The following is a 22,152-nucleotide window of genomic DNA, read 5'->3' as shown; positions in this document are numbered from 1 at the left end:
CTTCCGTCCGACATCGACCTGAACCACCTTGGCGATTATGGATTCGGCAAAACCATTGCAGGTCGGCGTACCTCCCAAGCATCCCTCGGTCGGTTCCCTCTCCCCCTGGGAGAGGGCTAGGGTGAGGGCTCGGCGGTTTCAGCCGCGCTGCAACTCTGCATACCGAGCGGCATACCGACTAGCCATCGCCTGAATTCGCAAGCCTGTCGCATCAGCCAGCGTCTGGCTCGCCACCCGCAGAAAATTAAGATTGCCCCCAGCCAAGGCTTTCTCAAGCCAAACAACTGCTTCATCAACCCGTCCCTCAGCCGCTAAAACTGCAGCGAAACTGAACTGCCCACGAAAATCCCCTCCCTCAGCCGAACGCCGATACCAGTCACGCGCCGCCAGCGGATCCGCCGGACACACCTGCCCTTCCTCCAGATAGCGCCCCAGCAGGTTCATCGATTTCGCATGGCCCAACTCAGCTGCACGCCGGTACAACGCCAGCGCCTGCTGATGATCAACCGTCACCCCGCGCCCGGTGGCCAGTAGATTGGCCAGGTTGTACATCGCCCAGTCCAGCCCCGCCTCGGCAGCGATCCGATAATGCTGCGCCGCGACCGAGGCATCCGCCGCACAACCCCAACCATGCTCATGACAACGCCCGAGCATGTTGCGCGCCATCAGATGCCCGCGCCCGGCGGCGATACCGAACCAGCGCAATGCAAGCGGTTGATCCTGCGCGATGCCCTGACCGTCCAGCAGGATCTGCCCAAGCAGCGCCTGCGCTTCAACCTCTCCCTCGCCTGCCGCCAGCAAAATCGCCTGCGCAGCGCGGGCCGGGCTTTCTTCAAGCATTGCCGCCAACCCGGCTGCATCGAGAACTTCCTCGCGGCGCAACTGGAAACTCATACCTCGACCCAGCGCCGCAGCAAGTTGTGATAAGTGCCAGTGAGGCGGATCAGCGAAGGGTGATCGGGAACGTCCTGGGTCAACTGCTGAATCGCCCCGTCCATTTCGAACAGCAACGCGCGCTGGCTGTCTTCGCGCACCAGGCTTTGCGTCCAGAAAAACGAGGCATAACGCGCACCACGTGTGACCGCATTGACCTTGTGCAAACTGGTGCCCGGATACAACACCATGTCGCCGGCCGGCAGCTTCACGCGCTGGGTGCCGTAGGTGTCCTGAATCTCCAGTTCGCCGCCGTCGTAATCTTCCGGCTCGCTGAAAAACAGCGTAGCCGACAAATCGGTGCGCACCCGCTCGATGCTGCCCTTGGGCTGGCGCACGGCGTTGTCGATGTGGAAATCAAAACTGCCGCCGGCCGTGTAGCAATTGACCAGCGGCGGGAAGACCTTGTACGGCAGTGCGGCAGACATGAACAGCGGATTTTTCCACAACCGCTCCAGCATCGCCGCGCCGATTTCCTTGGCCAGCGGGTGGCCTTCGGGCAGTTGCAGATTGTGCTTGGCCTTGGCCGACTGGAAGCCGGCGGTGATCTTGCCGTCGGCCCAATCCGCTTGCTCCAGGGCCTGGCGGATGCGCTGCACTTCGTCTTTTGCGAACAGCCCGGGTATGTGCAACAGCATGGCGATGTCACCTGATGGCAAGAAGGCGGCAATGGTATTGATTCTTATTGACTGTGTAAAACCCCCGAGACGAACGAACAGGCAGAGACCGTAAGAGCAAATTGTAAAGAATGTAAATTCAATGCGAATAACAATGTTTCGCAATTGATACGAATACCTGTTTACCCTATATTCCGCCGCCTCAAATCCTTGGGGAGGGGAATAAAAATGGCACGTCAACACGCACAATTACCGGTCAGTTCACCACGTCTGCTCGCCTCGGCAATCGGTGTCGCAATCACCGCCGGCTCCGCTGGGCAGATGGTCTTCGCGGCGGAAAAAACCGAGAGCAAAACTTCCGGCAACGCCATTGCCCTGGACGCCACCGCCATCACCGGTGAAGCCCAGGACTCGACCTCCTATCAGGTCGAAAAAGCCTCCTCGCCCAAGTACACCGCGCCGCTGGTCGACACCCCGCGCTCGGTCACCGTCATCCCGCAACAAGTGCTCAAGGACACCGGCGCGCTGAATATGCAGGACGCCTTGCGTACCGTGCCGGGCATTACCTTCGGCGCCGGTGAAGGCGGCAACCCGCAGGGCGACCGTCCATTCATTCGCGGCTTCGATGCTCAGGGTGACACTTACCTGGACGGCGTGCGCGATACCGGTTCGCAGAGCCGCGAAATCTTCGCCGTGGAAAACATCGAAGTCAGCAAAGGTCCGAACTCGGCGATTGGCGGTCGTGGCGCGGCCGGCGGCAGCATCAACCTGGTGAGCAAGAAAGCCCATCTGGGCAACTCGTTCGACGGCGGCTTCACCTACGGCTCCGACCAGACCCAGCGCTACACCCTCGACGGCAACTATCAGTTCAGCGACAGCGCTGCCGGCCGTCTCAACCTGATGAGCCACGAGAGCAACGTCGCCGGTCGCGACAAGGTCGATTACGACCGTTGGGGCATCGCGCCGTCGCTGGCCTTCGGCCTGGGCACCGATACCCGTGTAAACCTCGACTACTACCATCTGGAAAGCAACGACACCCCGGACTCGGGCATCCCGTACACCATCCCAACCGGTGGTTCGGCCGCACGCACCAAGTCCAATCCGGACAAGCCGTACGCCGGTGGCGATCACGACAACTTCTATGGTCTGGATCGTGACTTCCGCAAGGGCCGCACCGACACCGCGACCTTCGCCATCGAGCACGACCTCAACGACGCGCTGACCATCAAGAACACCCTGCGCCACGGCAGCAGCATGCAGGATTACATCCTCACCCAGCCGGACGACAGCAAGGGCAACGTCAACAACGGCAGCGTCTGGCGTCGGGCCAACACGCGGGTGAGCAACACCGAAACCACCACCAACCAGACCGACCTGTTCGGCACCTTCTACGTGGGCGGTTTCAAGAACAGCTTCTCCACCGGCGTCGAATACACCCGTGAGCAGAGCGAGAAATCCTCGTACAACGTCAACACCGACACTACGCCGCGCACCAGCGTCGTCACCACCAACTGCAACCCGGGCCTGATCGGCGCCGCCAGCGGTTACAACTGCACCTCGCTGTCGAACCCGAATCCGAATGATCCGTGGAACGGCGCAATCTCGCGCAACTACGCCGGCACCGACACCCAGGCCGACACCTACGCGCTGTACGTGTTCGACACGCTGGAGTTGTCCGAGCAGTGGCTGGTGAACATGGGCCTGCGCTATGACCACTTCGACACCGACTACAAGACCTACAACGCCGCAGGGACCACCACCTCCAAGGGTGATGACACCAGCGAATTCGTCACCGGTCAGTTCGGCGTGGTCTACAAGCCGGCGGAAAACGGCAGCATCTACGCCTCTTATGCGACCTCGGCGACACCGCCGGGCAACACCCTGGGCGAAGGGCAGGAAGGCAACCCGCTGGGCGGCACACCGGATCGCAGCGGCAACCTGCTGAGCAGCGACATGGAGCCGGAAACCACCAAGAACTACGAGATAGGCACCAAGTGGGATCTGCTCAATGACCGCCTGTCGCTGACCGCCGACATCTTCCGCACCGAGAAGGAAAACGCTCGCGTGCAAGTCGATACCAGTTCCTACGAGAACGCCGGCAAGACCCGCGTACAAGGCTTCGAACTGTCGGCCAGCGGCAAGATCACCGACAAGTGGCAGGTGTTCGCCGGTTACGCCTTCATGGACAGCGAACAGGTTGATGGTGGCCCGCTGGGTCGCGCCAACGACGGCAACGATCTGCCGAACACACCGAAAAACAGCGCCAGCCTGTGGACCACGTATCAGGTCACGCCGAAGCTGACGATCGGTGGTGGCGCGTTCTACGTCGACGACGTCTACGGCAGTGTCGCCAACACGACGATGGTCGATTCGTACGTGCGTTACGACGCGATGGCGGCCTACAAGCTGACCAAGAACGTCGACCTGCAACTCAACGTGCAGAACCTGACCGACGAAACCTATTACGACAAAGCCTTCTCGACCCACTTCGCCAATCAGGCGGCGGGACGCACGGCGCTGTTGAGCACCAATTTCCACTTCTGACCAATGTGAATACCTGTAGGAGCGAGCCTGCTCGCGAAGGCAATCTTTCAGCAACATCGATGCTGACTGACACACCGCTTTCGCGAGCAGGCTCGCTCCCACAGGGAATGCGCCGCGAGGCTCGGCCCCGTTCATTCAGTTGAACGGGGCTTTCGTGTGTTACGCAAAACGCTTCTTGATAACCCACGGCATAATGCGCGCCGTGATGACAATTTCCGAACGGACGGCGAGTGACGTGTTGAAGAAAACCCTGTTCCAGTTGCACTGGTTTTTTGGCATCACCGCAGGGCTGGTGCTGGCCCTGATGGGCATCACCGGCGCGGCCTATTCGTTTCAGGAAGAGATCCTGCGCGCGCTCAATCCGTCCGTTCTGCAGGTGGAAAAACAGGTCGCCGGCGTGCTGCCGCCAGTGGAACTGGTGGAACGCATCGAAGCCGCGTCCGGCAAGAAAGTCGCGATGCTCTGGGTCGAGACCGACAGCGGTCACGCCGCACGGGTGTTCTTCACCCCGCCCAAGGGCGAACGACGTGGCGAAATGCGCTACTTCGACCCGTACACCGCCGAGTTCAAGGGCGATGCCACCGGCCAGGACTTCTTCGGCCTGATGTTGCAACTGCACCGTTTTCTCGCCATGGGCGACACCGGGCGCAACATCACCGGCGCCTGCACCTTGATGCTGCCGTTCTTCTGCCTCTCCGGCCTTTATCTGCGCTGGCCACGCCAGTGGAACAGCTGGCGCGTGTGGTTAACCCTGGACTGGAAAAAGAAGGGCCGCGCGTTCAATTGGGATCTGCACTCGGTGGCCGGCACCTGGTGCCTTTTGGTCTATCTGCTGCTGGCGTTGACCGGCTTGTCATGGTCGTACGAGTGGTACAACAAAGGCCTGACCCGCCTGCTTTCCGACGCGCCGCAAAACGAACGCGTGCGCGGCGGTCGCGGCCCGGCGCCGGAAGGCCCGGCACCGACCGCCGACTACGCAGCGATGTGGAGCAGCATCTACAGCGCTGCCGGCCCGGGTCTGGCCGCGTACAACATTCGCATGCCGGCGGTGGCCGGCCAGCCGGCGACGGTGTTCTACCTGCTCGACAGCTCGCCCCATGACCGCGCGCTGAACCAGATCACCCTCGATCCGGCCACCGGCGTAGTCAAACGCGTCGACCGCTATGCCGACAAAAGCTTCAAGGCTCAACTGCTGACCAGCATTTATGCGCTGCACGTCGGCAGCTATTTCGGCCTTGTCGGGCGCATCATCGTCACGATCGCGGCGGTGTGCATGCCGCTGTTTTTCATCACTGGCTGGCTGCTGTATCTGGACCGTCGGCGCAAGAAAAAGCAGATCAAGGATGCCCGCCAAGGCCTCGCGCAACCGTCCGCCGAGGCTTCGGCCTGGCTGATCGGTTTCGCCAGCCAGAGCGGTTTCGCCGAACAATTGGCGTGGCAGACCGCCGGGCAATTGCAGGCCGCCGGGCTGCCGGTCAACGTGCAGCCGCTGGCCAATCTCAGCGAACAGGATCTGCGGGATTCCAATAACGCGTTGTTCGTGGTCAGCACCTTCGGCGACGGCGAAGCGCCGGACAGCGCCCGTGGTTTCGAGCGCAAAGTGCTGGCCAAAGCCTCGACACTCGACAGCCTCAACTACGCCGTGCTCGGCCTCGGCGATCGGCAGTACGCGCACTTCTGTGGCTTCGCCAAACGCTTGCATCAATGGCTCGGCGAGCACGGCGGCAAGACGCTGTTCGCCCCGGTGGAGGTCGATAGCGCCGATCCCTACGCGCTGCGTCACTGGCAAACGCAACTCGGCCAGCTCACCGGACAGGCGCCGAGCGAAACCTGGCAAGCACCCAGCTACGACAACTGGACGCTGGTGCGGCGCGAACTGATGAACCCCGACAGCAGCGGCGCGCCGGTCTATCTGCTCGGCCTCAAAGCCCCGGACACCCGCAGCTGGCTGGCCGGTGACCTGGTCGAAGTGCTGCCACGCAATTGCCCGTGGGCGATCGAACATTTCCTCGACGGCCTCGGCATCCGTGGCGAAACACCGGTGAAGGTCAACGGCATCGACGAGCCGCTGGAAGTGGCCCTCGCCTCACGCCAACTGCCCGAACACCGCGCGCATCTGGTCGGCCTGCATGCGCAGTCGCTGGTCGACGCGATGGTGCCGCTGGCCATGCGCGAATACTCCATCGCCTCGATTGCCGCTGACGGCGTGCTGGAGCTGATCGTGCGTCAGGAACAGCACAACGACGGCAGCCTCGGCATCGGCTCCGGCTGGCTCACCGAGCATGCGCCTGTGGGCGGCAGCATCAGCCTGCGCGTGCGGCGCAACAGCGGTTTCCACCTGCCGAACGAGCCCGTGCCGATGATCCTGCTGGGCAACGGCACAGGCCTCGCCGGCCTGCGCAGTTTGCTCAAGGCACGCATTGCCGATGGTCAGCAACGGCAGTGGCTGCTGTTCGGCGAGCGCAACCGCGAGCACGACTTCCTCTGCCGCGCCGAGCTCGAGGAGTGGTTGGTCAATGGTGATCTGGCGCGGCTGGATCTGGCGTTTTCGCGGGATCAGGCTGAGAAGGTTTATGTGCAGGATCGCTTGCGTGAGTCGGCGGATGAACTGAAGAAGTGGTTGGCTGATGGTGCCGTCATTTATATCTGCGGCAGCCTTCAAGGGATGGCCTCAGGCGTAGACCAGGCGCTCAACGATATCCTCGGCAGCGCCGAAGTCGAACGCCTGATCGAACAGGGCCGCTATCGCCGGGATGTTTACTAACGCCTGCGAAAAGCCCCTCACCCTAGCCCTCTCCCAATGGGAGAGGGGACCGATTGGGGGATGCTCGAGATCGACGCCGACCTGAGCGTTCTTCACTGAATCCATAGCCATAATCACCTCGGTCGGCTCCCTCTCCCTCTGGGAGAGGGCTGGGCGGGCGGCGTTCCGATGAGGGAAATGGGCTACTGTTAAATCTCCACTCAACTTCACAAGGACCGTGAAGCCATGCCAAGCCGCCCTACCCTCGCCCAATTCGCCCGCCACTTGCGCACCAACCAGACAGATTGCGAACACCTGCTCTGGCAGCGCCTGCGTTCCCGGCAGATAGCCAACCTGAAATTTCGCCGACAGTTTCCATGTCCGCCGTTTGTGCTGGATTTCTATTGTGTGGAGTTGAGATTGGCGATTGAGCTGGATGGTGGCCAGCATTATGAGACGGCCGGGGTGGTTCACGATCGGCGCCGGTCGAACTTCCTGTCTCAACAAGGCATCGACGTCGTGCGATTCAGCAATCTTGAGGTGCTTCAGCAGATGGATGACGTGTTGGAGCAGATCATCAGAATTGCGGCAGAGCGGAAAATGCCCTCACCCTAGCCCTCTCCCAGAGGGAGAGGGGACTGATTGGGGGATGCTCGAGATCGACGCCGACCTGAGCGTTCTTCACTGAATCCAAAGCCACAATCACCTCGGTCTTCCAGGTCGATGCATGACGCAAGACACTTCGGTCGGCCCTCTCCCTCCCAGAGGGCGAGGTGACTGATTGGGTGATGCTTGAGATCGACGCCGACCTGAGCATTCTTCACTGAATCCAAAGCCACAATCACCTCGGTCTTCCAGGTCGATGCATGACGCAAGACACTTCGGTCGGCCCTCTCCCTCCCAGAGGGCGAGGTGACTGATTGGGTGATGCTTGAAATCGACGCCGACCTGAGCGTTCTTCACTGAATCCAAAGCCACAATCACCTCGGTCTTCGAGGTCGATGCTTAACGCGAGACACCTCGGTCGGCTCCCTCTCCCTCCGGGAGAGGGCTGGGGTGAGGGGCTTTTGATCCAGCGTGATTAAACAGGCTGCAACTTCTGCTCAAACACTGCTACACCATCCAGATCCCGCAACACCACGCTCATCTCGCCGCTCTGCCCTTCGATATTCACCTCACCAAAAAACTGAAACCCGGCAAACGGCGAAGTGTTCTGTGCGGGCGGTGCTTTCTCGAACACCACCTCTGGGCCAAACGTCTTGTCCAACGGATTCGGCCCGAAACTGCCGGCGTTCAACGGTCCGGCAACAAATTCCCAGAACGGTTCGAAATCCTGAAACGCCGCGCGGTCCGGATGATAGTGATGCGCCGCGCAGTAGTGCACGTCCGCCGTCAGAAACACGAAATTGCGCACCTGCTGCGCGCGCAGGAATCCGAGCAGCTCGGCGATTTCCAGCTCTCGCCCCTGCGCCGGGCCGGGGTCGCCGTTGGCCACGGCTTCCCAACGCGCAACGCCCGGACTGACCTCGCCGTCCGGCACGCCAAGGCCGATGGGCATATCGGCGGCGATGACTTTCCACTGTGCCTTCGATGCCTGCAATTCACGCTTGAGCCAGTCCAGCTGCTCGCGGCCGAGAAACGGTTTTGCCGCGCCCAGGTTGTCGTCGTTGGCTTCGCGATAGCTGCGCATATCCAGCACGAATACGTCGAGCATCGGCCCGTAACTGAGCTTGCGATAAATGCGCCCGCCGCCGTCCGCCGCTTGCAAACGCATCGGCGCATATTCCAGCCACGCCTGCCGCGCGCGGCCGACCAGCTTGTGGATATCTTTCTCCTGATAACGCTCATCCAGCTGCTTGCCCGGTGACCAGTTGTTGACCACTTCGTGATCGTCCCACTGCCAGATCTGCGGCACTTCGGCGTTGAAGCGGCGGATGTTTTCGTCCATCAGGTTGTAGCGATAGTTGCCGCGATAATCGTCGAGGGTCTGCGCGACTTTGCTTTTGGCTTCAGTGGTGACATTGCGCCAGATGCGCCCGCTTTCCGTGGTCAGTTGCGCGGGCACTGGGCCGTCGGCGTAGATGGTGTCGCCGCTGTGAATAAAGAAGTCCGGCAGGCGCAGGCGCATGGCTTCGTAGATGCGCATGCCGCCGATGTCCGGGTTGATCCCGAAGCCTTGGCCTACGGTGTCACCGCTCCAGACAAAACGGATGTCGCGTTTTGTCGTTGGCACGCTGCGCAGATGGCCGAACCACGGTTCGCTGGCGACGCCGCTCTGGGCGTCTTCGAAGTGCACGCGATAGAAAATTGCCTGGTTGGCCGGCAGGCCGGTGAGTTCGACGCGGGCGGTGAAATCGCTGCGCGCATCGGCCAGTGGCGAGACGAATTTGCGCGGGTTGCCGAACAGGCTGCCGGTGTCCCACTCGACCACCATGCGCGCCGGCCGATCGCTGCGGCTCCAGATCATCGCGCGGTCGCCGAGCAGGTCGCCGGACTGCACGCCGTCGGTGAGCTGCGGACGATCCTTGACCGAGGCAATCACCGCCGGCGCCAGCCCCGGCAGCAACAGCCCGGCGCCGACCGCTTGCATGACGCGACGCCGGCCGAGATTGAAATCGCTCATGGTGTTCTCCCTGCAAAAGGGAAAACTTAAGCACGGGTGTATGAATCCGCTATGACAATGCAGACTCCCACAGGGATTTGGTGTTGTCGGTCAGGCCTTGGCGGGCTCCAGCGGTAGCTCGACAGCCTCAGGCCGTTTGAGCAGCGCATACACCACCGCCGTGACCAGGCTCCCCGCAACAATCGCCAGCAGATACAGCAGCGCATGGTTGATCGCATTGGGGATCGCCAGCACGAACAAGCCACCGTGCGGCGCCATCAGTTTGCAGCCGAAGTACATCGACAAGGCACCGGTCAGCGCGCCGCCAGCGATGCTCGCCGGGATCACCCGCAGCGGGTCTTTCGCGGCAAACGGAATCGCCCCTTCGGAGATAAAGCACAGGCCCAGCACGAAAGCCGCTTTGCCGGCCTCGCGTTCAGTCTGGGCAAACTTGCGCCGGGCAATGAAGGTGGCGATGCCCAGACCGATCGGCGGCACCATGCCGGCGGCCATGGTCGCGGCCATCGGTGCGTAACTCTGCGAGGCCAGCAGCCCCACCGAAAACGCATAGGCGGCCTTGTTGATCGGCCCGCCGAGGTCGACGCACATCATGCCGCCGAGCAGCACGCCGAGCAGAATTGCGTTGGTGGTGCCCATGCTGTCGAGGAACTGGGTGAGCGCGGCGAGCATGCCGGCGACCGGTTTGCCGACCACGTAAATCATCACCAGGCCGGTCACCAGACTGGCCAGCAACGGGATGATCAGAATCGGCTTCAGCGCTTCCAGGCTCTGCGGCAATTTCACATAGCGGGCGATGGCTTTGGCGGCGTAACCGGCAATGAAACCGGCAATGATCCCGCCGATGAATCCGGCGCCCAGAGTGCCTGCGAGCAAACCGCCGATCATCCCCGGCGCAAGGCCCGGGCGATCGGCGATCGAGTAGGCGATGTAACCGGCGAGTAACGGCACCATCAGCTTGAACGCGGTGTCGCCGCCGATCTGCATCAGCGCCGCCGCCAGCGTGCCTTCTTCCTTGTACGCGGTGATGCCGAACACGAAGGACAACGCGATCAGCAAACCACCCGCCACCACCATTGGCAGCATGTACGACACACCCGTGAGCAGGTGCTTGTAGACGCCGGTTTTCTCGGACTTGGCCGGGGCCTTGCCGTCGCTTGCCGCACTTTCGACAGCGCCTTCGGCCAAGGCTTTTTTCAAAGTCGCTTCAGACTGCTTCAGCGCAACGCCCGTGCCGCAGCGATAGATTTTCTTGCCAGCGAAACGCTCGGTAGCGACGTCGATATCCGCCGCCAGCAGTACCACGTCAGCCTCGGCGATGGCCGTTGCGCTGAGCGGGGTTTTCGCGCCGACCGAGCCTTGGGTTTCGACCTGCAATTCATAGCCCAGACGCTTGGCGGTCTGCTGCAACGCTTCGGCGGCCATGAAGGTGTGGGCGACGCCGGTCGGGCAGGCCGTGATGGCGACGATGCGCGGCGCACGTGGCGCGTCAATCGCCGGTTCGACTGCGCTGGCCACGTAGACTTCGGCTTCTTCAGCACCGCGACGCAGTACCGCTTCGACATCCTGCAGCGCCTGCGCCGGAGCGATCTGGAACACGCGCTTGCCGACGAAGCGACTCATGTCCACCGCGCCAGTGGTGACCAGCAAGACCCACTCGGCGGCTTCGATGGTCGCCGCCGACAATTCGCGTTCCGGGTGTGCCGGATCGACCACTTCAACGCTGGTGCTCCAGCCCTGGCGCTGCGCCGCTGCATCGAGCAGGCGCGCGCACAGCACACTGGTGACCATGCCGTTCGGGCAAGCCGTAACAATGGCTAACTTCATCACAAACCCTCTTATTGTTCTGTCAGGGGGCGCACGCGCACGCCCTGTTCGAGCTGCGCCAGTTGCGCAGCGTCGTTGATGCCAAAACCGATCTGGGTCACCGCCATTGCCGCAATCGCGGTGGCGGTGCGCAGGGTTTGCTCCGGCGTATCAGCACTGAGCAGACCGTGGAGCATGCCAGCCAGCAATGAATCGCCGGCACCGACCGTGCTGGCCACGCTGACCTTCGGCGGCGTGGCGTGCAGGGCCGAGCCGACACTGAACCAGTTGACCCCGTCAGCGCCGTGGGAGATCACCACGTGCTCGATGCCTTGCGCATGCAAACGTGCGGCGGCTTGTGCTTCGGCGATCGGCGACACCACTTCGCAGCCGAGGGCGTGGGCCAATTCTTCGGTGTTCGGTTTGATCAGCCAGGGGCTGGCCTGCAACGCGACGCGCAAGGCTTCACCACTGGAATCGAGGGCGACTTTCAAGCCGAGCGCGTTCAAGCTTTCAATCAGCTCGCGCAACCATTGCGCAGTGACGCCACGCGGCAGACTGCCGGCGACCACCACCGCATCGTGCCCCGGTGCGATCTGCAGCAAGCGATCAAGCAAAGCTTGCTGCGCCATTGCATCGACCATTGGCCCCGGACCGTTGATGTCGGTAATGCGCCCGTCCTGTTCGGCGACCTTGATGTTGCTGCGCGTCTCGCCCGGCACGCGGATGAACGCGTCGATAAAACCACGCTTGGCGAACAGGGTTTCGAACGCTTGCAGATTGTCTTCGCCGAGAAAGCCGCTGACGGTGACCTGATGGCCGAGGTCCGCCAGCACCTGGGCGACGTTGACGCCTTTGCCCGCAGCGTGGGTGTGCATCTCCTCGCTGCGATTGACCTGACCGGCATCCAGCCGTGACAGCTCGACGGTGAGGTCGAGTGCCGGGTTGAGGGTCAGGGTGAGAATCTTGGCCATTACAGGGCCTCCACTAATGCGCGCACTTCATTCGCGCTGCCCACGGCCAGGGCCTGTTGAGCGAGGGTTTGCGCCTGGGGCAGGCTGAGTTCACGGATGCGCGCCTTGACTTCGGCAATGCTGCGCCCGGACACGCTGAGCTCGTCGACACCGAGGCCAACCAGCACCGGCACCGCCAGCGGGTCCGCCGCCAGCTCGCCGCAGACGCCCACCCATTTGCCATGGGCATGGGCGGCGCGCACGGTGATGTCGATCAGTTGCAGGACCGCCGGGTGCAAGCCGTCCGCTTGTGCAGACAGCGTCGGATGACCACGGTCGATGGCCAGGGTGTATTGGGTCAGGTCGTTGGTGCCGACGCTGAAGAAGTCGACTTCCTTGGCCAGCACTGGCGCAAGCAATGCGGCGGACGGCACCTCGATCATGATCCCCAGTTGCAGGTCGGCGACTGGAATTTCCAAACGCAAGCGTTCGGTCATGTCGCGGGCCTGGCGCCACTCTTCGACGCTGCCGACCATCGGGAACATGATCCGCAGCGGACGGTTGTCGGCCGAACGCAGCAAGGCGCGCAGTTGCGCTTCCATGATCTGCGGCCGCTGCAGGGTCAGGCGAATGCCGCGCACGCCGAGGAACGGGTTTTCTTCCTTGGCGATCGGCCAATACGGCAGCGGTTTGTCGCCGCCGACGTCGAGCGTGCGCACCACCAGCGGCCGTCCGGCCAGACCATCGAGGACGCGACGGTATTCGGCTTCCTGGGTTGCCTCGTCCGGTGCCTGTGGGTGGGCCATGAAAATCAGTTCGGTGCGCAGCAGACCAATGCCTTCGGCGCCCTGCTCCACCGCGCTGGTCACGCCTGCGCTTTCGCCGATGTTGGCGAACACTTCAACGGCGTGGCCGTCGGTGGTGTGCGCCGGTTGATGGCGCTGTTCGGCGGCGATCTTCAGGCGTTGCTCGCGGGTGTCGCGTTCTTCGGCGGCACGCTTGAGGGTCGCGGCATCGGCGTCGACATGCAGACGGCCACGCTGACCATCGAGCAACAGCGGCGTGCCCGGTTCGAGCAACAGCACTGCCGCCCCCGCACCGACCAACGCTGGAATCCCGAGGGCACGGGCAACGATGGCGCTGTGCGCGGTAGCGCCGCCGCGCGCGGTGAGAATCCCCGCCACTCGCGCAGGATCAAGCCGCGCGACATCGGACGGGCCAACTTCGTCCATCACCAGAATGTACGGTTGCTCAGGTTCGTTCGCGGTCTGCACGCCACACAATTGCGCCAGCACTCGACGGCCGATGTCACGCAGATCCGCGGCACGCTCGGCGAGCAACGCGTCCTGCAGCGATTCCTGCTGTTTGGCGGCGCCTTCGATCACCGCCATCCACGCCGCTTCGGCGCTTTCGCCTTGCTTGAGGCGGGTGTCGACTTCGTCGGTCAGATCCGGGTCGTCGAGCATTTCCTGGTGAGTGATGAAAATCTCGCGAATTGCCTTGGCCTTGCTGCGTTCGATCAAGCCCTGAATGTCGCGGCGCACGTCGCTCAGCGCTTGCTTGAGGCGCTCGCGCTCGATCGCGGCAGATTCGCCGCGCAACGGGTAATCGATGGCTTGCAGGACCTGAATGTGCGCCGGGCCGATGGCGATGCCCGGTGCGGCAGGAATCGCCTGCAACAGGCTGCCGGAGGCCGGGGCGATCAGCACTTCGGCGATGTCGGCGATCACTTCGCGCTGCTGACTCACGGCCGGCAGCGGCTCGACTTCCTCACCGAGGCCTTCTTCAATCGCCGCGAGCAGAGCCGGCAAGGCATCGGCGGCGATGCTCGGTTCGGCAATCAGCTCCAGCACCTGACCGCGGCGGGCGCCGAGGCTGAGCAGTTTGCTCAGGCTCTTCACCGATACGGCGCTGTCCTGGCTGTCGACGATGCGCACGCGAATTTCGCCGTCAAAACTCTTCGCCAGTTGCGCAAGAATCTTCGCTGGTCGTGCGTGCAGACCATGGGCGTTGGCCAGGGCAATACGCGCACTCGGCCAATCGGCCGGCAGCTCACCGCCGAGCACTTCGAGGACTTTGCGGCTGCTGGTGGCGCGGCCCAGTTCGTGGCCACGACCTTCGATCAGCAACGCGCACAAACGCTCGAGCAGCGCCTGATGCGCTTCGCCCAGACTCGCCAGGCAGAAGAGACCGCTAAGCGGCTGGCCGAGATAACGCATTGGCTTGTCGGGAGTGACGAACGCCAGCCCCGGACGCTTCACGGTCTGCTCGCTGTGCAACCACCACAGGCCATCACCCAATGGCAGCGCTTCGACTTGCTGCAACACGCCGGCAAAGCCATTGCTCACACATTCGGCCTGACGCAGCAGACGTGCGCCGCGCCAGACCAGTTCTTCGAAATCGTCGGCCGACACGCCGAGGCCGATCATCTGCGCGTCCAGCGCCAGTTCCTGCGGCGCGCCTTGCAGCAGCTTCAGCAGCGCTTCGGGCGAGCTGGCGCGACGCAGGGCCTGGCCCAGATCGGTCTCGCCGAGGGCGCGGGTCAGCAGTTGCAGCAGGCGCAGGTGTTCATCGGATTTCGCCGCGATGCCGATCGCCAGATAAACGATCTGGCCATCGCCCCAATCAACGCCGTCGGGGAACTGCATCAGGCGCACGCCGGTGGCGAATACCTGATCGCGGGTTTCCGGCGTACCGTGGGGAATGGCGATGCCTTGACCGAGAAAGGTCGAGCCCTGGGCTTCCCGGGCCTGCAGGCCGGCGAGGTAGCCGTCGGCAACCAGACCATCGGCGACCAGATGACTGGCCAGCAATTGCAGGGCAGCGGGTTTATCCACGGCCGACTGGCCCATGGATATCTGCTCTATAGTGAGCTCGAGCATGCGATCTCCTTTTTGGCGCAGTTCAACGCCAGGTATTGTTTTGAATGGTTCACAGCTTAGGCGCTCTGCCGCGCTTTTCAGCGGCAGTTTTGGCGGTTTCACGGCAGGACCGGCCAAAGGCGTCTAAAACGTAGAAAATACGCTTGCTGAAACGTTTAATCTAGATTGATCGGCACGTTACTCGATAATGTCTCATCCTTGAAGTCCAACTGGTCGGATCTGCCCAGGCAATAAGTCGACTGCCCTTATCGGGTAGGATTGGCGAAAATGTCGCGGCATGCTCGAAAAAACAAGGAAATACCGGGTTGAAACTCAGTGATATTGCGCGGTTGGCCGGCGTCTCCGTCACCACCGCCAGCTACGTCATCAACGGCAAGGCCGAACAGCAACGCATCAGCAACGCGACCGTCGAGCGCGTGCGCGCGGTGGTCGATCTGCACGGCTTCACGCCCAATCCGCAAGCGGCCGGCCTGCGCAGTCGGCACACGCGCACCTTGGGCTTTATCCTGCCGGATCTGGAAAACCCCAGTTACGCGCGGATCGCCAAGTTGCTCGAACAAGGCGCGCGGGCTCGCGGCTATCAATTGCTGATTGCCAGTTCCGACGATGCGCCGGACAGCGAGCGCCAGTTGCTGCAACTGTTCCGCGCGCGCCGATGCGATGCGCTGATCGTCGCCAGTTGCCTGCCGGCCGGTGATGACAGCTATCGCCAGTTGCAGGCCAAGGGTCTGCCGATCATCGCCATCGACCGGGTCATGGAGCCGGAGCATTTCTGCTCGGTGATCAGCGACGACCGCGAGGCCAGCCTGCATCTGACCCAGAGCCTGCTCGATCCGCAGCCAAAGCAGATCGTGCTGCTCGGCGCACGGCCGGAGCTGAGCATCAGCCAGGAGCGTGCCGCCGGTTTCCGCGAGGCTCTCAAAGATTTCAAAGGTGAGGTGCTGGTCGAGCACGCCGAGTCGTTCAGCCGTGAGTGCGGCAAGCAATTGATGGAAGAACTCCTGCAGCGTCTGGGGCATTTGCCTGACGCGCTGGTGACCACTTCCTACGTGCTGCTGCAGGGCGTGTTCGATGCGCTGCATGATTTCCCGCTGAAATCGCGGCCGCTGCGCCTGGGCACGTTCGGCGACACGCAGTTGCTGGATTTCCTGCCACTGCCGGTCAACGCCATGTCCCAGCAACACCAGTTGATCGCCGACAAGGCCCTGGAACTGGCCCTGGCCGCCGTCGAGCAGGACGACTACCAACCGGGCGTGCAAGCCATTGCGCGGACCTTCAAGCAGCGTATTCATCGGGACTGAAGCGTGGAGCTGATCGACAGCCACACCCACCTCGACTTCCCCGACTTCGACGCCGATCGCGCAGAGTTGCTGGCCGAAAGCCGCGCCCTCGGGGTGCGGCGCATGGTCGTGCTGGGCGTGCATCAGGGCAACTGGCAACGGGTGTGGGACCTGGTGCAGAGCGATGCCGACCTGTACGCCGCGTTCGGTCTGCATCCGGTGTTCCTCGATCAGCATCGCTCCGAGGATTTGCTCGCACTGGGTGACTGGCTGACACGCCTGCGCGGGCATCGGCAGTTGTGTGCGGTGGGCGAGATCGGTCTGGATTATTTCATCGAAGACCTCGATCGCGAGCGGCAACAGTCGTTGTTCGAAGCGCAGCTGCAACTGGCGGCGGACTTCGAGCTGCCGGCGCTGATCCACGTACGCCGCAGCCACGCGGCGGTGATCGCCACGCTCAAGCGCTTCAAGCTCAAACGCGCCGGCATCATCCACGCCTTCGCCGGCAGCCGTGAGGAAGCGCGGGAATACCTCAAGCTCGGGTTCAAACTGGGTCTCGGCGGTGCTCCGACCTGGCCGCAGGCGTTGCGCATGCATCGGGTCCTGCCGGAACTGCCGCTGCAATCGGTGGTGCTGGAAACCGACTCACCGGACATGGCCCCCGCCATGTTCCCCGGCCAGCGCAACAGCCCGGCGCATCTGCCGGCGATTTGCGCGGCGCTGGCCGAGCTGATGAATATAACGCCTGAACAACTGGCCAACGCCAGCACCGCCAACTGCTGCGAAGTCTTCGGCTGGTAACACGTACCCGGGTAGGAGCTGACGAGTGCAAGGATTGTTTGGGGCTCAGACGCGAAACGCGCTGATCAGTTGTTTGAGCTCAACCACCTGCGCCGACAGCGCGCGGCTGGCATCTTCGGTCTGGTGCGCGCCTTGCGCTGTGCGTTCGCCGGCACGGTTGATTTCGACGATGTTCTGGTCGATGTCGTGGGCCACGGCGGTCTGCTGTTCGACGGCGGCGGCGATCTGCTGATTCTGATCGACGATCATGCCCACCGCGCCAAGGATGTTTTCCAGCGCCTGCTGGACCTTCTCCGACTGGCCCACCGTGCCGTTGGCCATCTGATGGCTGACGCCCATGGCCTTCACCGCCGCGCCGACGCCACCGTGCAGCTTGGCGATCATCTGCTCGATTTCTTCGGTCGATTGCTGGGTACGCTTGGCCAACGTGCGCACTTCATCTGCGACCACGGCAAAACCGCGCCCCTGCTCGCCGGCTCGCGCGGCTTCGATCGCCGCATTGAGTGCTAGCAGGTTGGTCTGTTCGGCGATGCTCTTGATCACCTCAAGCACACGGCTGATCGACTGGCTGTCGCTGGCCAGTTGATTGATCACCAGCACCGACTGATCGATTTCGCTGGCCAGCGCGGCAATGCTGCCCTGCTGCGATTCCACCAGCCCGCGTCCGCTGAGGGTTTCGTCGTTGACGCTGTGGGCGCTGCTCACCGCGGCCGCAGCACTGCGGGCGACTTCCATTGAGGTCGCCGACATCTGGTTCATCGCCGTCGCCACTTGTTCAATCTGCGAGCGCTGCCCGGCCACGGCCTGATTGCTCTGCGCCGACACGCTCTCCACCTGCCCGGCCTGGCGCTCGACCTCACCCACGGTGTGGCCCACGCGTTCGATCAAGTCGTGAATCTTCTTCACCGTACCGTTGAACACCTCGCCCAACTCGCCCAGTTCATCACGGCTGCTGGCCTTGAAGTTGACGGTCATGTCACCGGCCGCGACCTTGTCCATCATCGCGCCCAGGCTTTTCAGGGTGGTCCGGGTCGAGGCGTAGAAACCGCCATAAAGATAGAAAATCAGCACAAACACCACCGACAGCGCAGAGGCTTGCAGAATCATGTGCGTGCGGTTCTGCGCCAGACGCTGCTGCAACTGGCTGTCGAGAAATTTCAGCGTGGCCTGATTGAGCTGGTAGGTGTGTTCCATCAGCCCGGTGACCTGATCGTAAAATGCCTGCCACGGCGCATCGAGGGTATCGGCCATCACCACTTGTTCTTCGAACAGCTCGCTGGCCTGCTTGAGCGAAGCCTTGCTGGTGTCGGCCTGGGCACTGAGGGATTCGCGCGCAGCACTGCTGGAACCGAGGGCGTCTTGCAGTTTCAGGGCGTACTCGGCCTGGAGTTTTTCGATCTGCACCAGCAACTCGTCGAAACGCGTACTCGAGGAACTGTTGAGAAAGCCCTGGCCCAACGAATACGAACCCATCGCCCGGCCTTCGCCGAGGGTTTGCGTGACGCTGGGGGTGATCAGCGTAACCAGTTCGCTGAGCTGACGAATGTCGCTCTGGTTGTCGCGGCTCAACCCGGCCTGACTGGTGATGATCTGGCTGAAAATCTGCGCACTGGCCAGCAACTTGCCGATCAACGCGCTTTTGCTTTGCAGCGAGCTCTCTGCTTGCTGGGCCTTGAACGCGGCGATCATTTCATCGCGCTTGGCCTCGAATTGCTTGATCTGCTCGGGGTCTTCGGTCATCGCCGTCAGCCCTTCGAGCCGCGCGAGCACGGCTTGCTCCAGCGCCTGGATCTGCGCCTCGACATTGCCGGCCTTGCCGGACTGGCCGAGGGTGACGTCGATCTGCACCAGATTGTTCAAGGTCTCCAGATCCCGGCGCAGGGTCAGGCTGCTGCCCAACAGGTCGAGGCTTTGCAGTTCGACGCGTGTGCCCTGAAATTCGCGATAGGAATCGCGTACCAGATAGAAATTGGTCACCAGCATCGGCACCAGGAACAGCACGCTGATCAAGCTGAACTTCATGCCGAAGCTCAGACGGTTCATCAGCGAGACGGCGGGATAGAGCAAGCTCTTCACTGGAAGTCTCCCTTGGTTTTTCTTGTTTTTATTGGCAGGCGCGGGACGACAGCAGATAGCCACTATCGGGCGCTATCTCTGTATAGCGTAAATCGGCGGGAGGTTTTGTAACTTAAGGTTAATGGCAATGCAGTGATCGCCAAATCAAAAGCAAAAAGATCGTCCGATCGCGGCCCGAGCCTTCGGCAGCTCCTTGTATCTCGACTAACGCTCCGTCAGGAGCGATAGTTCTCGACTGATCATCGAGGGAGGGACTTGGAAGCCGCGCAGCTCCTTAGGCTTTTTGCCTGTGACGTAGATCGTGCTCCAGCCCTCCACACTCACTCGTACAGTTCGCACGGTATCTTGGGCCCGCCTGCGGCGAGAGCCCGCATTCGCAAGGTTGGACAGAGTGACGTGATGATCGCAACAGGGAACAAGTGGAGAATCAATCATGTCCGGTTTCGTTGGCGTCGACATCGCAAAGAACACCTTTGATATCGCTACACACCAGCCCAACGGCAAGCACAAAACCAAGGCCAAGCTGGCCAACGATCCAAAGGGCTTTAAAGAGTTTGAGGCGTGGCTAGAAAAAAATGCCGAGCGTTCGGCCCTGATCGTGATGGAAGCCACCAGCGTCTACCATTTGGAGCTCGCGGAATTCGTTTACAACAAAGGCTTCCGGGTCTGCGTCGTGAACCCGGCTACGACCAAAGCGTACGCTGACAGCGAACTGCGCCGCATCAAGACTGATAAAAGCGATGCCAAACTGATCGCCGACTTTGCCCGGGAAAAGGATCAAAAACTTCACCCATGGGCGCCTGAGCCGCTGAAATACCGCCAGTTAAAAGCAATGGTGCGCCGCCTGGATGACCTTCAGGAAATGGAACAAATGGAGCTCAATCGTCTGGACGTTTCCGACGAAAAGGTCAAAGACTCGATCAACTCCGTTCTGCGCCATATCGAAAAAGAGATCGTAGAAACGCATAAGGCGATCAAAAAACACATCGATGACGACCCGGATATGCGTCAGATGCGGGATCTCATCGTAACCATCGACGGCATCGGACAAAAAACGCTTGAACGATTGCTCGCCGAACTGGGTGACTTGCGCAAATACAGTGATCCTCGCCAACTGGTCGCTGCTGCAGGGCTCAATCCAAAGCTGCAGGAATCAGGAAAGCTCAAAGGTCACACCCTGATCTCAAGAGTAGGGTCAGCACGGCTGCGTGCAGGCCTTTACATGCCTGGCATGGTGGCGCTGAAACACAATAAGGCGATCAAGGCGATGAAAGAACGCCTGGAAGCCAATGGCAAGGCCCCCAAGCAGATCATCTGCGCAGCAATGCGCAAGCTGCTGCACTTCGTTTACGGAGTGCTCAAGTCAGGACTGCCATATGACCCGAAACTTGCGCTTGCCCGGTGAGGCTCAAGACGGTATCTACAGGGAAATGCGTTCCAAGGTAGGAGCTGCCGAAGGCTGCGATCTTTTGATCTTTCTGTAAATCAGCGAATCAGTGAACCAGAACCGTCCACAAGGCAAACCCGGCATACCACAGCACCGCCGCGCGCAGCAGCAGTTCCCACAGGCAATCGAGGGTGTTTATGCCGTCCGGGCCGACCACTGGCGGTGGAACTTCCCCGGCGGCCAGGCCGACCTTGTTGATCAACTGCGCAGCGCTGATGTTCCAGTTCAGCAGCTCATGCAGCATCACTCGGCTGACCGCGACGAAGTTGCCGACCAACGCAAGACTTGCCGCCAGCAAACGAACCGGCACCCAATCGAAAGCGTGACGCAATTGCGCAGCACGCTCGACCAGCGCCGGATTGCAGCCGTGCTCTTCGGCCAGCGCCAGCAAACGATAGGCCAATGCCGCCACGGGGCCGAGAAGGAAGTACCAGAAGATCACCGCGAAGAAACTCTGATAGGCCTGCCACAGCAGATGCCCTTGCACCCGCTCGAGCAACTGCTCGCCGTTATCGGCGCAGATGTCCAGGTCGCGCTTGGCCACGTGGGCCGCCGCTTGCAGATCCTCACGGCGCCAGGCATCGCGGAACGGGCCGAGGCCGCCGAGCAGATCGCCGCGTCCGAGGCTGTAGATCACCACCAGCAAATGCACCGGCAGCGCCAGCAAACCGTAAGCCACAGGTTCCAGCACCAGCAGCAACAGCGCCAGCAACGCCACCGGGAACAGCACCAGAATCGTCAGCACCAGCCACGGTTGCCTGGCCAGCCGTTTGCTTTTTTCGAGTTTGTGCAGTTCGCGGATCCATCCGCCGTCGCGTTGAAGCCGATGGCGCAGGGCCGAAAACTTCTCGATCCACAGCGCCAGCAGTAACACCAGAAAACTCATTGTCCTTCCTCTTTTGCCAGGGCGGCGCGGTAGCGTGCCCAGTCGAATGCCGGTCCCGGATCGGTCTTGCGCCCCGGCGCGATATCGCTGTGGCCGCAGATGCGCTGATCGGTGATCGCTGGAAAGCGTTTCTGCAACTGCCGGGTCAGCGCAGTCAACGCGCGATATTGCTCGTCGGTGAACGGCAGATCATCGGTGCCTTCCAGCTCGATGCCCACGGAAAAATCGTTACAGGTTTCACGACCTTCGAACATCGAAACGCCGGCATGCCACGCCCGTTCCAGACAGGAGACAAACTGGGTGACCTTGCCGTCACGTTCGATCAGAAAATGCGCCGAGACACGCAGGTCAGCGATGCCTGCAAAGTACGGGTGTTCAGTGACATCCAGACGATTCTGGAAAAATTCCTGCACCTTGCCCGTGGCGAATTGCGCCGGCGGCAGGCTGATGTTGTGGATGACCAACAGGGACACTTCGCCCGCCGGGCGCTCATTGAAGTTGGGCGACGGGCAGATCTGCACGCCATGACACCACCCGCTCGCGGGATCCAACTGCATACCGATT

15 protein-coding genes are annotated in these 22,152 nt (G+C 61.9%); 6 read left to right on the top strand and 9 right to left on the bottom strand.

The window, feature by feature from the left end:
* Positions 1-138: 138 nt before the first annotated feature.
* Both AB4N85_RS25750 and AB4N85_RS25745 read right to left on the bottom strand, forming a co-directional pair.
* Positions 139-894, bottom strand: a complete 756-nt coding sequence (locus tag AB4N85_RS25750; RefSeq protein ID WP_252868794.1) for a tetratricopeptide repeat protein — start codon at positions 892-894, stop codon at positions 139-141.
* Positions 891-1,571, bottom strand: a complete 681-nt coding sequence (locus tag AB4N85_RS25745) for a Fe2+-dependent dioxygenase (protein WP_252868793.1) — start codon at positions 1,569-1,571, stop codon at positions 891-893. Before AB4N85_RS25745 ends, AB4N85_RS25750 begins: the two co-directional genes overlap by 4 nt.
* A 207-nt stretch (positions 1,572-1,778) precedes the next feature.
* Between AB4N85_RS25745 and AB4N85_RS25740 the strand changes: the two genes are divergently transcribed.
* The 3 genes from AB4N85_RS25740 to AB4N85_RS25730 all read left to right on the top strand — a co-directional run bounded on the left by AB4N85_RS25740 (position 1,779) and on the right by AB4N85_RS25730 (position 7,452).
* Positions 1,779-4,094 carry a TonB-dependent receptor gene (locus AB4N85_RS25740; protein ID WP_252868792.1) on the top strand — a complete coding sequence of 772 codons (2,316 nt, stop codon included), beginning with the start codon at positions 1,779-1,781 and terminating at the stop codon, positions 4,092-4,094.
* A 235-nt stretch (positions 4,095-4,329) separates the two neighbouring features.
* On the top strand, positions 4,330-6,858 hold the full coding sequence (locus AB4N85_RS25735; protein WP_460068394.1) for a PepSY domain-containing protein: 2,529 nt from the start codon (positions 4,330-4,332) through the stop codon (positions 6,856-6,858).
* Positions 6,859-7,083: 225 nt separating this feature from the next.
* Complete coding sequence (locus tag AB4N85_RS25730) at positions 7,084-7,452, top strand: endonuclease domain-containing protein (RefSeq protein ID WP_056782898.1); 369 nt, start codon at positions 7,084-7,086, stop codon at positions 7,450-7,452.
* Positions 7,453-7,918: 466 nt separating this feature from the next.
* Here the strand turns inward: AB4N85_RS25730 and AB4N85_RS25725 are convergent, their stop codons facing one another.
* The 4 genes from AB4N85_RS25725 to ptsP all read right to left on the bottom strand — a co-directional run bounded on the left by AB4N85_RS25725 (position 7,919) and on the right by ptsP (position 15,098).
* A complete protein-coding gene (locus tag AB4N85_RS25725; protein ID WP_460066395.1) occupies positions 7,919-9,460 on the bottom strand; it encodes an alkaline phosphatase D family protein in 1,542 nt (513 codons plus the stop codon).
* Positions 9,461-9,550: 90 nt separating this feature from the next.
* A complete protein-coding gene (locus tag AB4N85_RS25720; RefSeq protein WP_095180358.1) occupies positions 9,551-11,284 on the bottom strand; it encodes a PTS fructose-like transporter subunit IIB in 1,734 nt (577 codons plus the stop codon).
* Positions 11,285-11,295: 11 nt separating this feature from the next.
* Positions 11,296-12,237 carry a 1-phosphofructokinase gene (gene pfkB, locus AB4N85_RS25715; protein WP_252868790.1) on the bottom strand — a complete coding sequence of 314 codons (942 nt, stop codon included), beginning with the start codon at positions 12,235-12,237 and terminating at the stop codon, positions 11,296-11,298.
* Positions 12,237-15,098, bottom strand: coding sequence for a phosphoenolpyruvate--protein phosphotransferase (gene ptsP, locus AB4N85_RS25710; RefSeq protein ID WP_460066393.1), 2,862 nt, complete (start codon positions 15,096-15,098; stop codon positions 12,237-12,239). Before ptsP ends, pfkB begins: the two co-directional genes overlap by 1 nt.
* A 305-nt stretch (positions 15,099-15,403) precedes the next feature.
* Here ptsP and cra point away from each other — a divergent pair, with 305 nt between their 5' ends.
* Together cra and AB4N85_RS25700 are read left to right on the top strand one after the other, a co-directional pair.
* Positions 15,404-16,399, top strand: coding sequence for a catabolite repressor/activator (gene cra, locus AB4N85_RS25705; RefSeq protein WP_110646628.1), 996 nt, complete (start codon positions 15,404-15,406; stop codon positions 16,397-16,399).
* Between the two features lie 3 nt (positions 16,400-16,402).
* Positions 16,403-17,179, top strand: coding sequence for a TatD family hydrolase (locus AB4N85_RS25700; protein WP_252868789.1), 777 nt, complete (start codon positions 16,403-16,405; stop codon positions 17,177-17,179).
* Positions 17,180-17,224: 45 nt separating this feature from the next.
* Here the strand turns inward: AB4N85_RS25700 and AB4N85_RS25695 are convergent, their stop codons facing one another.
* Positions 17,225-17,914 carry a methyl-accepting chemotaxis protein gene (locus tag AB4N85_RS25695; protein ID WP_370695133.1) on the bottom strand — a complete coding sequence of 230 codons (690 nt, stop codon included), beginning with the start codon at positions 17,912-17,914 and terminating at the stop codon, positions 17,225-17,227.
* A 1,774-nt stretch (positions 17,915-19,688) separates the two neighbouring features.
* Between AB4N85_RS25695 and AB4N85_RS25690 the strand changes: the two genes are divergently transcribed.
* Positions 19,689-20,660: an IS110 family RNA-guided transposase gene (locus AB4N85_RS25690; protein WP_056786210.1), complete on the top strand. Its 972-nt coding sequence runs from the start codon at positions 19,689-19,691 to the stop codon at positions 20,658-20,660.
* 88 nt (positions 20,661-20,748) lie between these two features.
* Here the strand turns inward: AB4N85_RS25690 and ampE are convergent, their stop codons facing one another.
* Complete coding sequence (gene ampE, locus AB4N85_RS25685; RefSeq protein ID WP_150636065.1) at positions 20,749-21,588, bottom strand: regulatory signaling modulator protein AmpE; 840 nt, start codon at positions 21,586-21,588, stop codon at positions 20,749-20,751.
* Complete coding sequence (ampD, locus tag AB4N85_RS25680) at positions 21,585-22,145, bottom strand: 1,6-anhydro-N-acetylmuramyl-L-alanine amidase AmpD (RefSeq protein ID WP_122747368.1); 561 nt, start codon at positions 22,143-22,145, stop codon at positions 21,585-21,587. Before ampD ends, ampE begins: the two co-directional genes overlap by 4 nt.
* Between the last annotated feature and the right edge of the window lie 7 nt (positions 22,146-22,152).

It is taken from the genome of Pseudomonas sp. H1_G08, from assembly GCF_054681355.1.
Note: the sequence above shows the minus strand (reverse complement) of the source record. Positions and strands in the feature narration are given on the sequence as shown.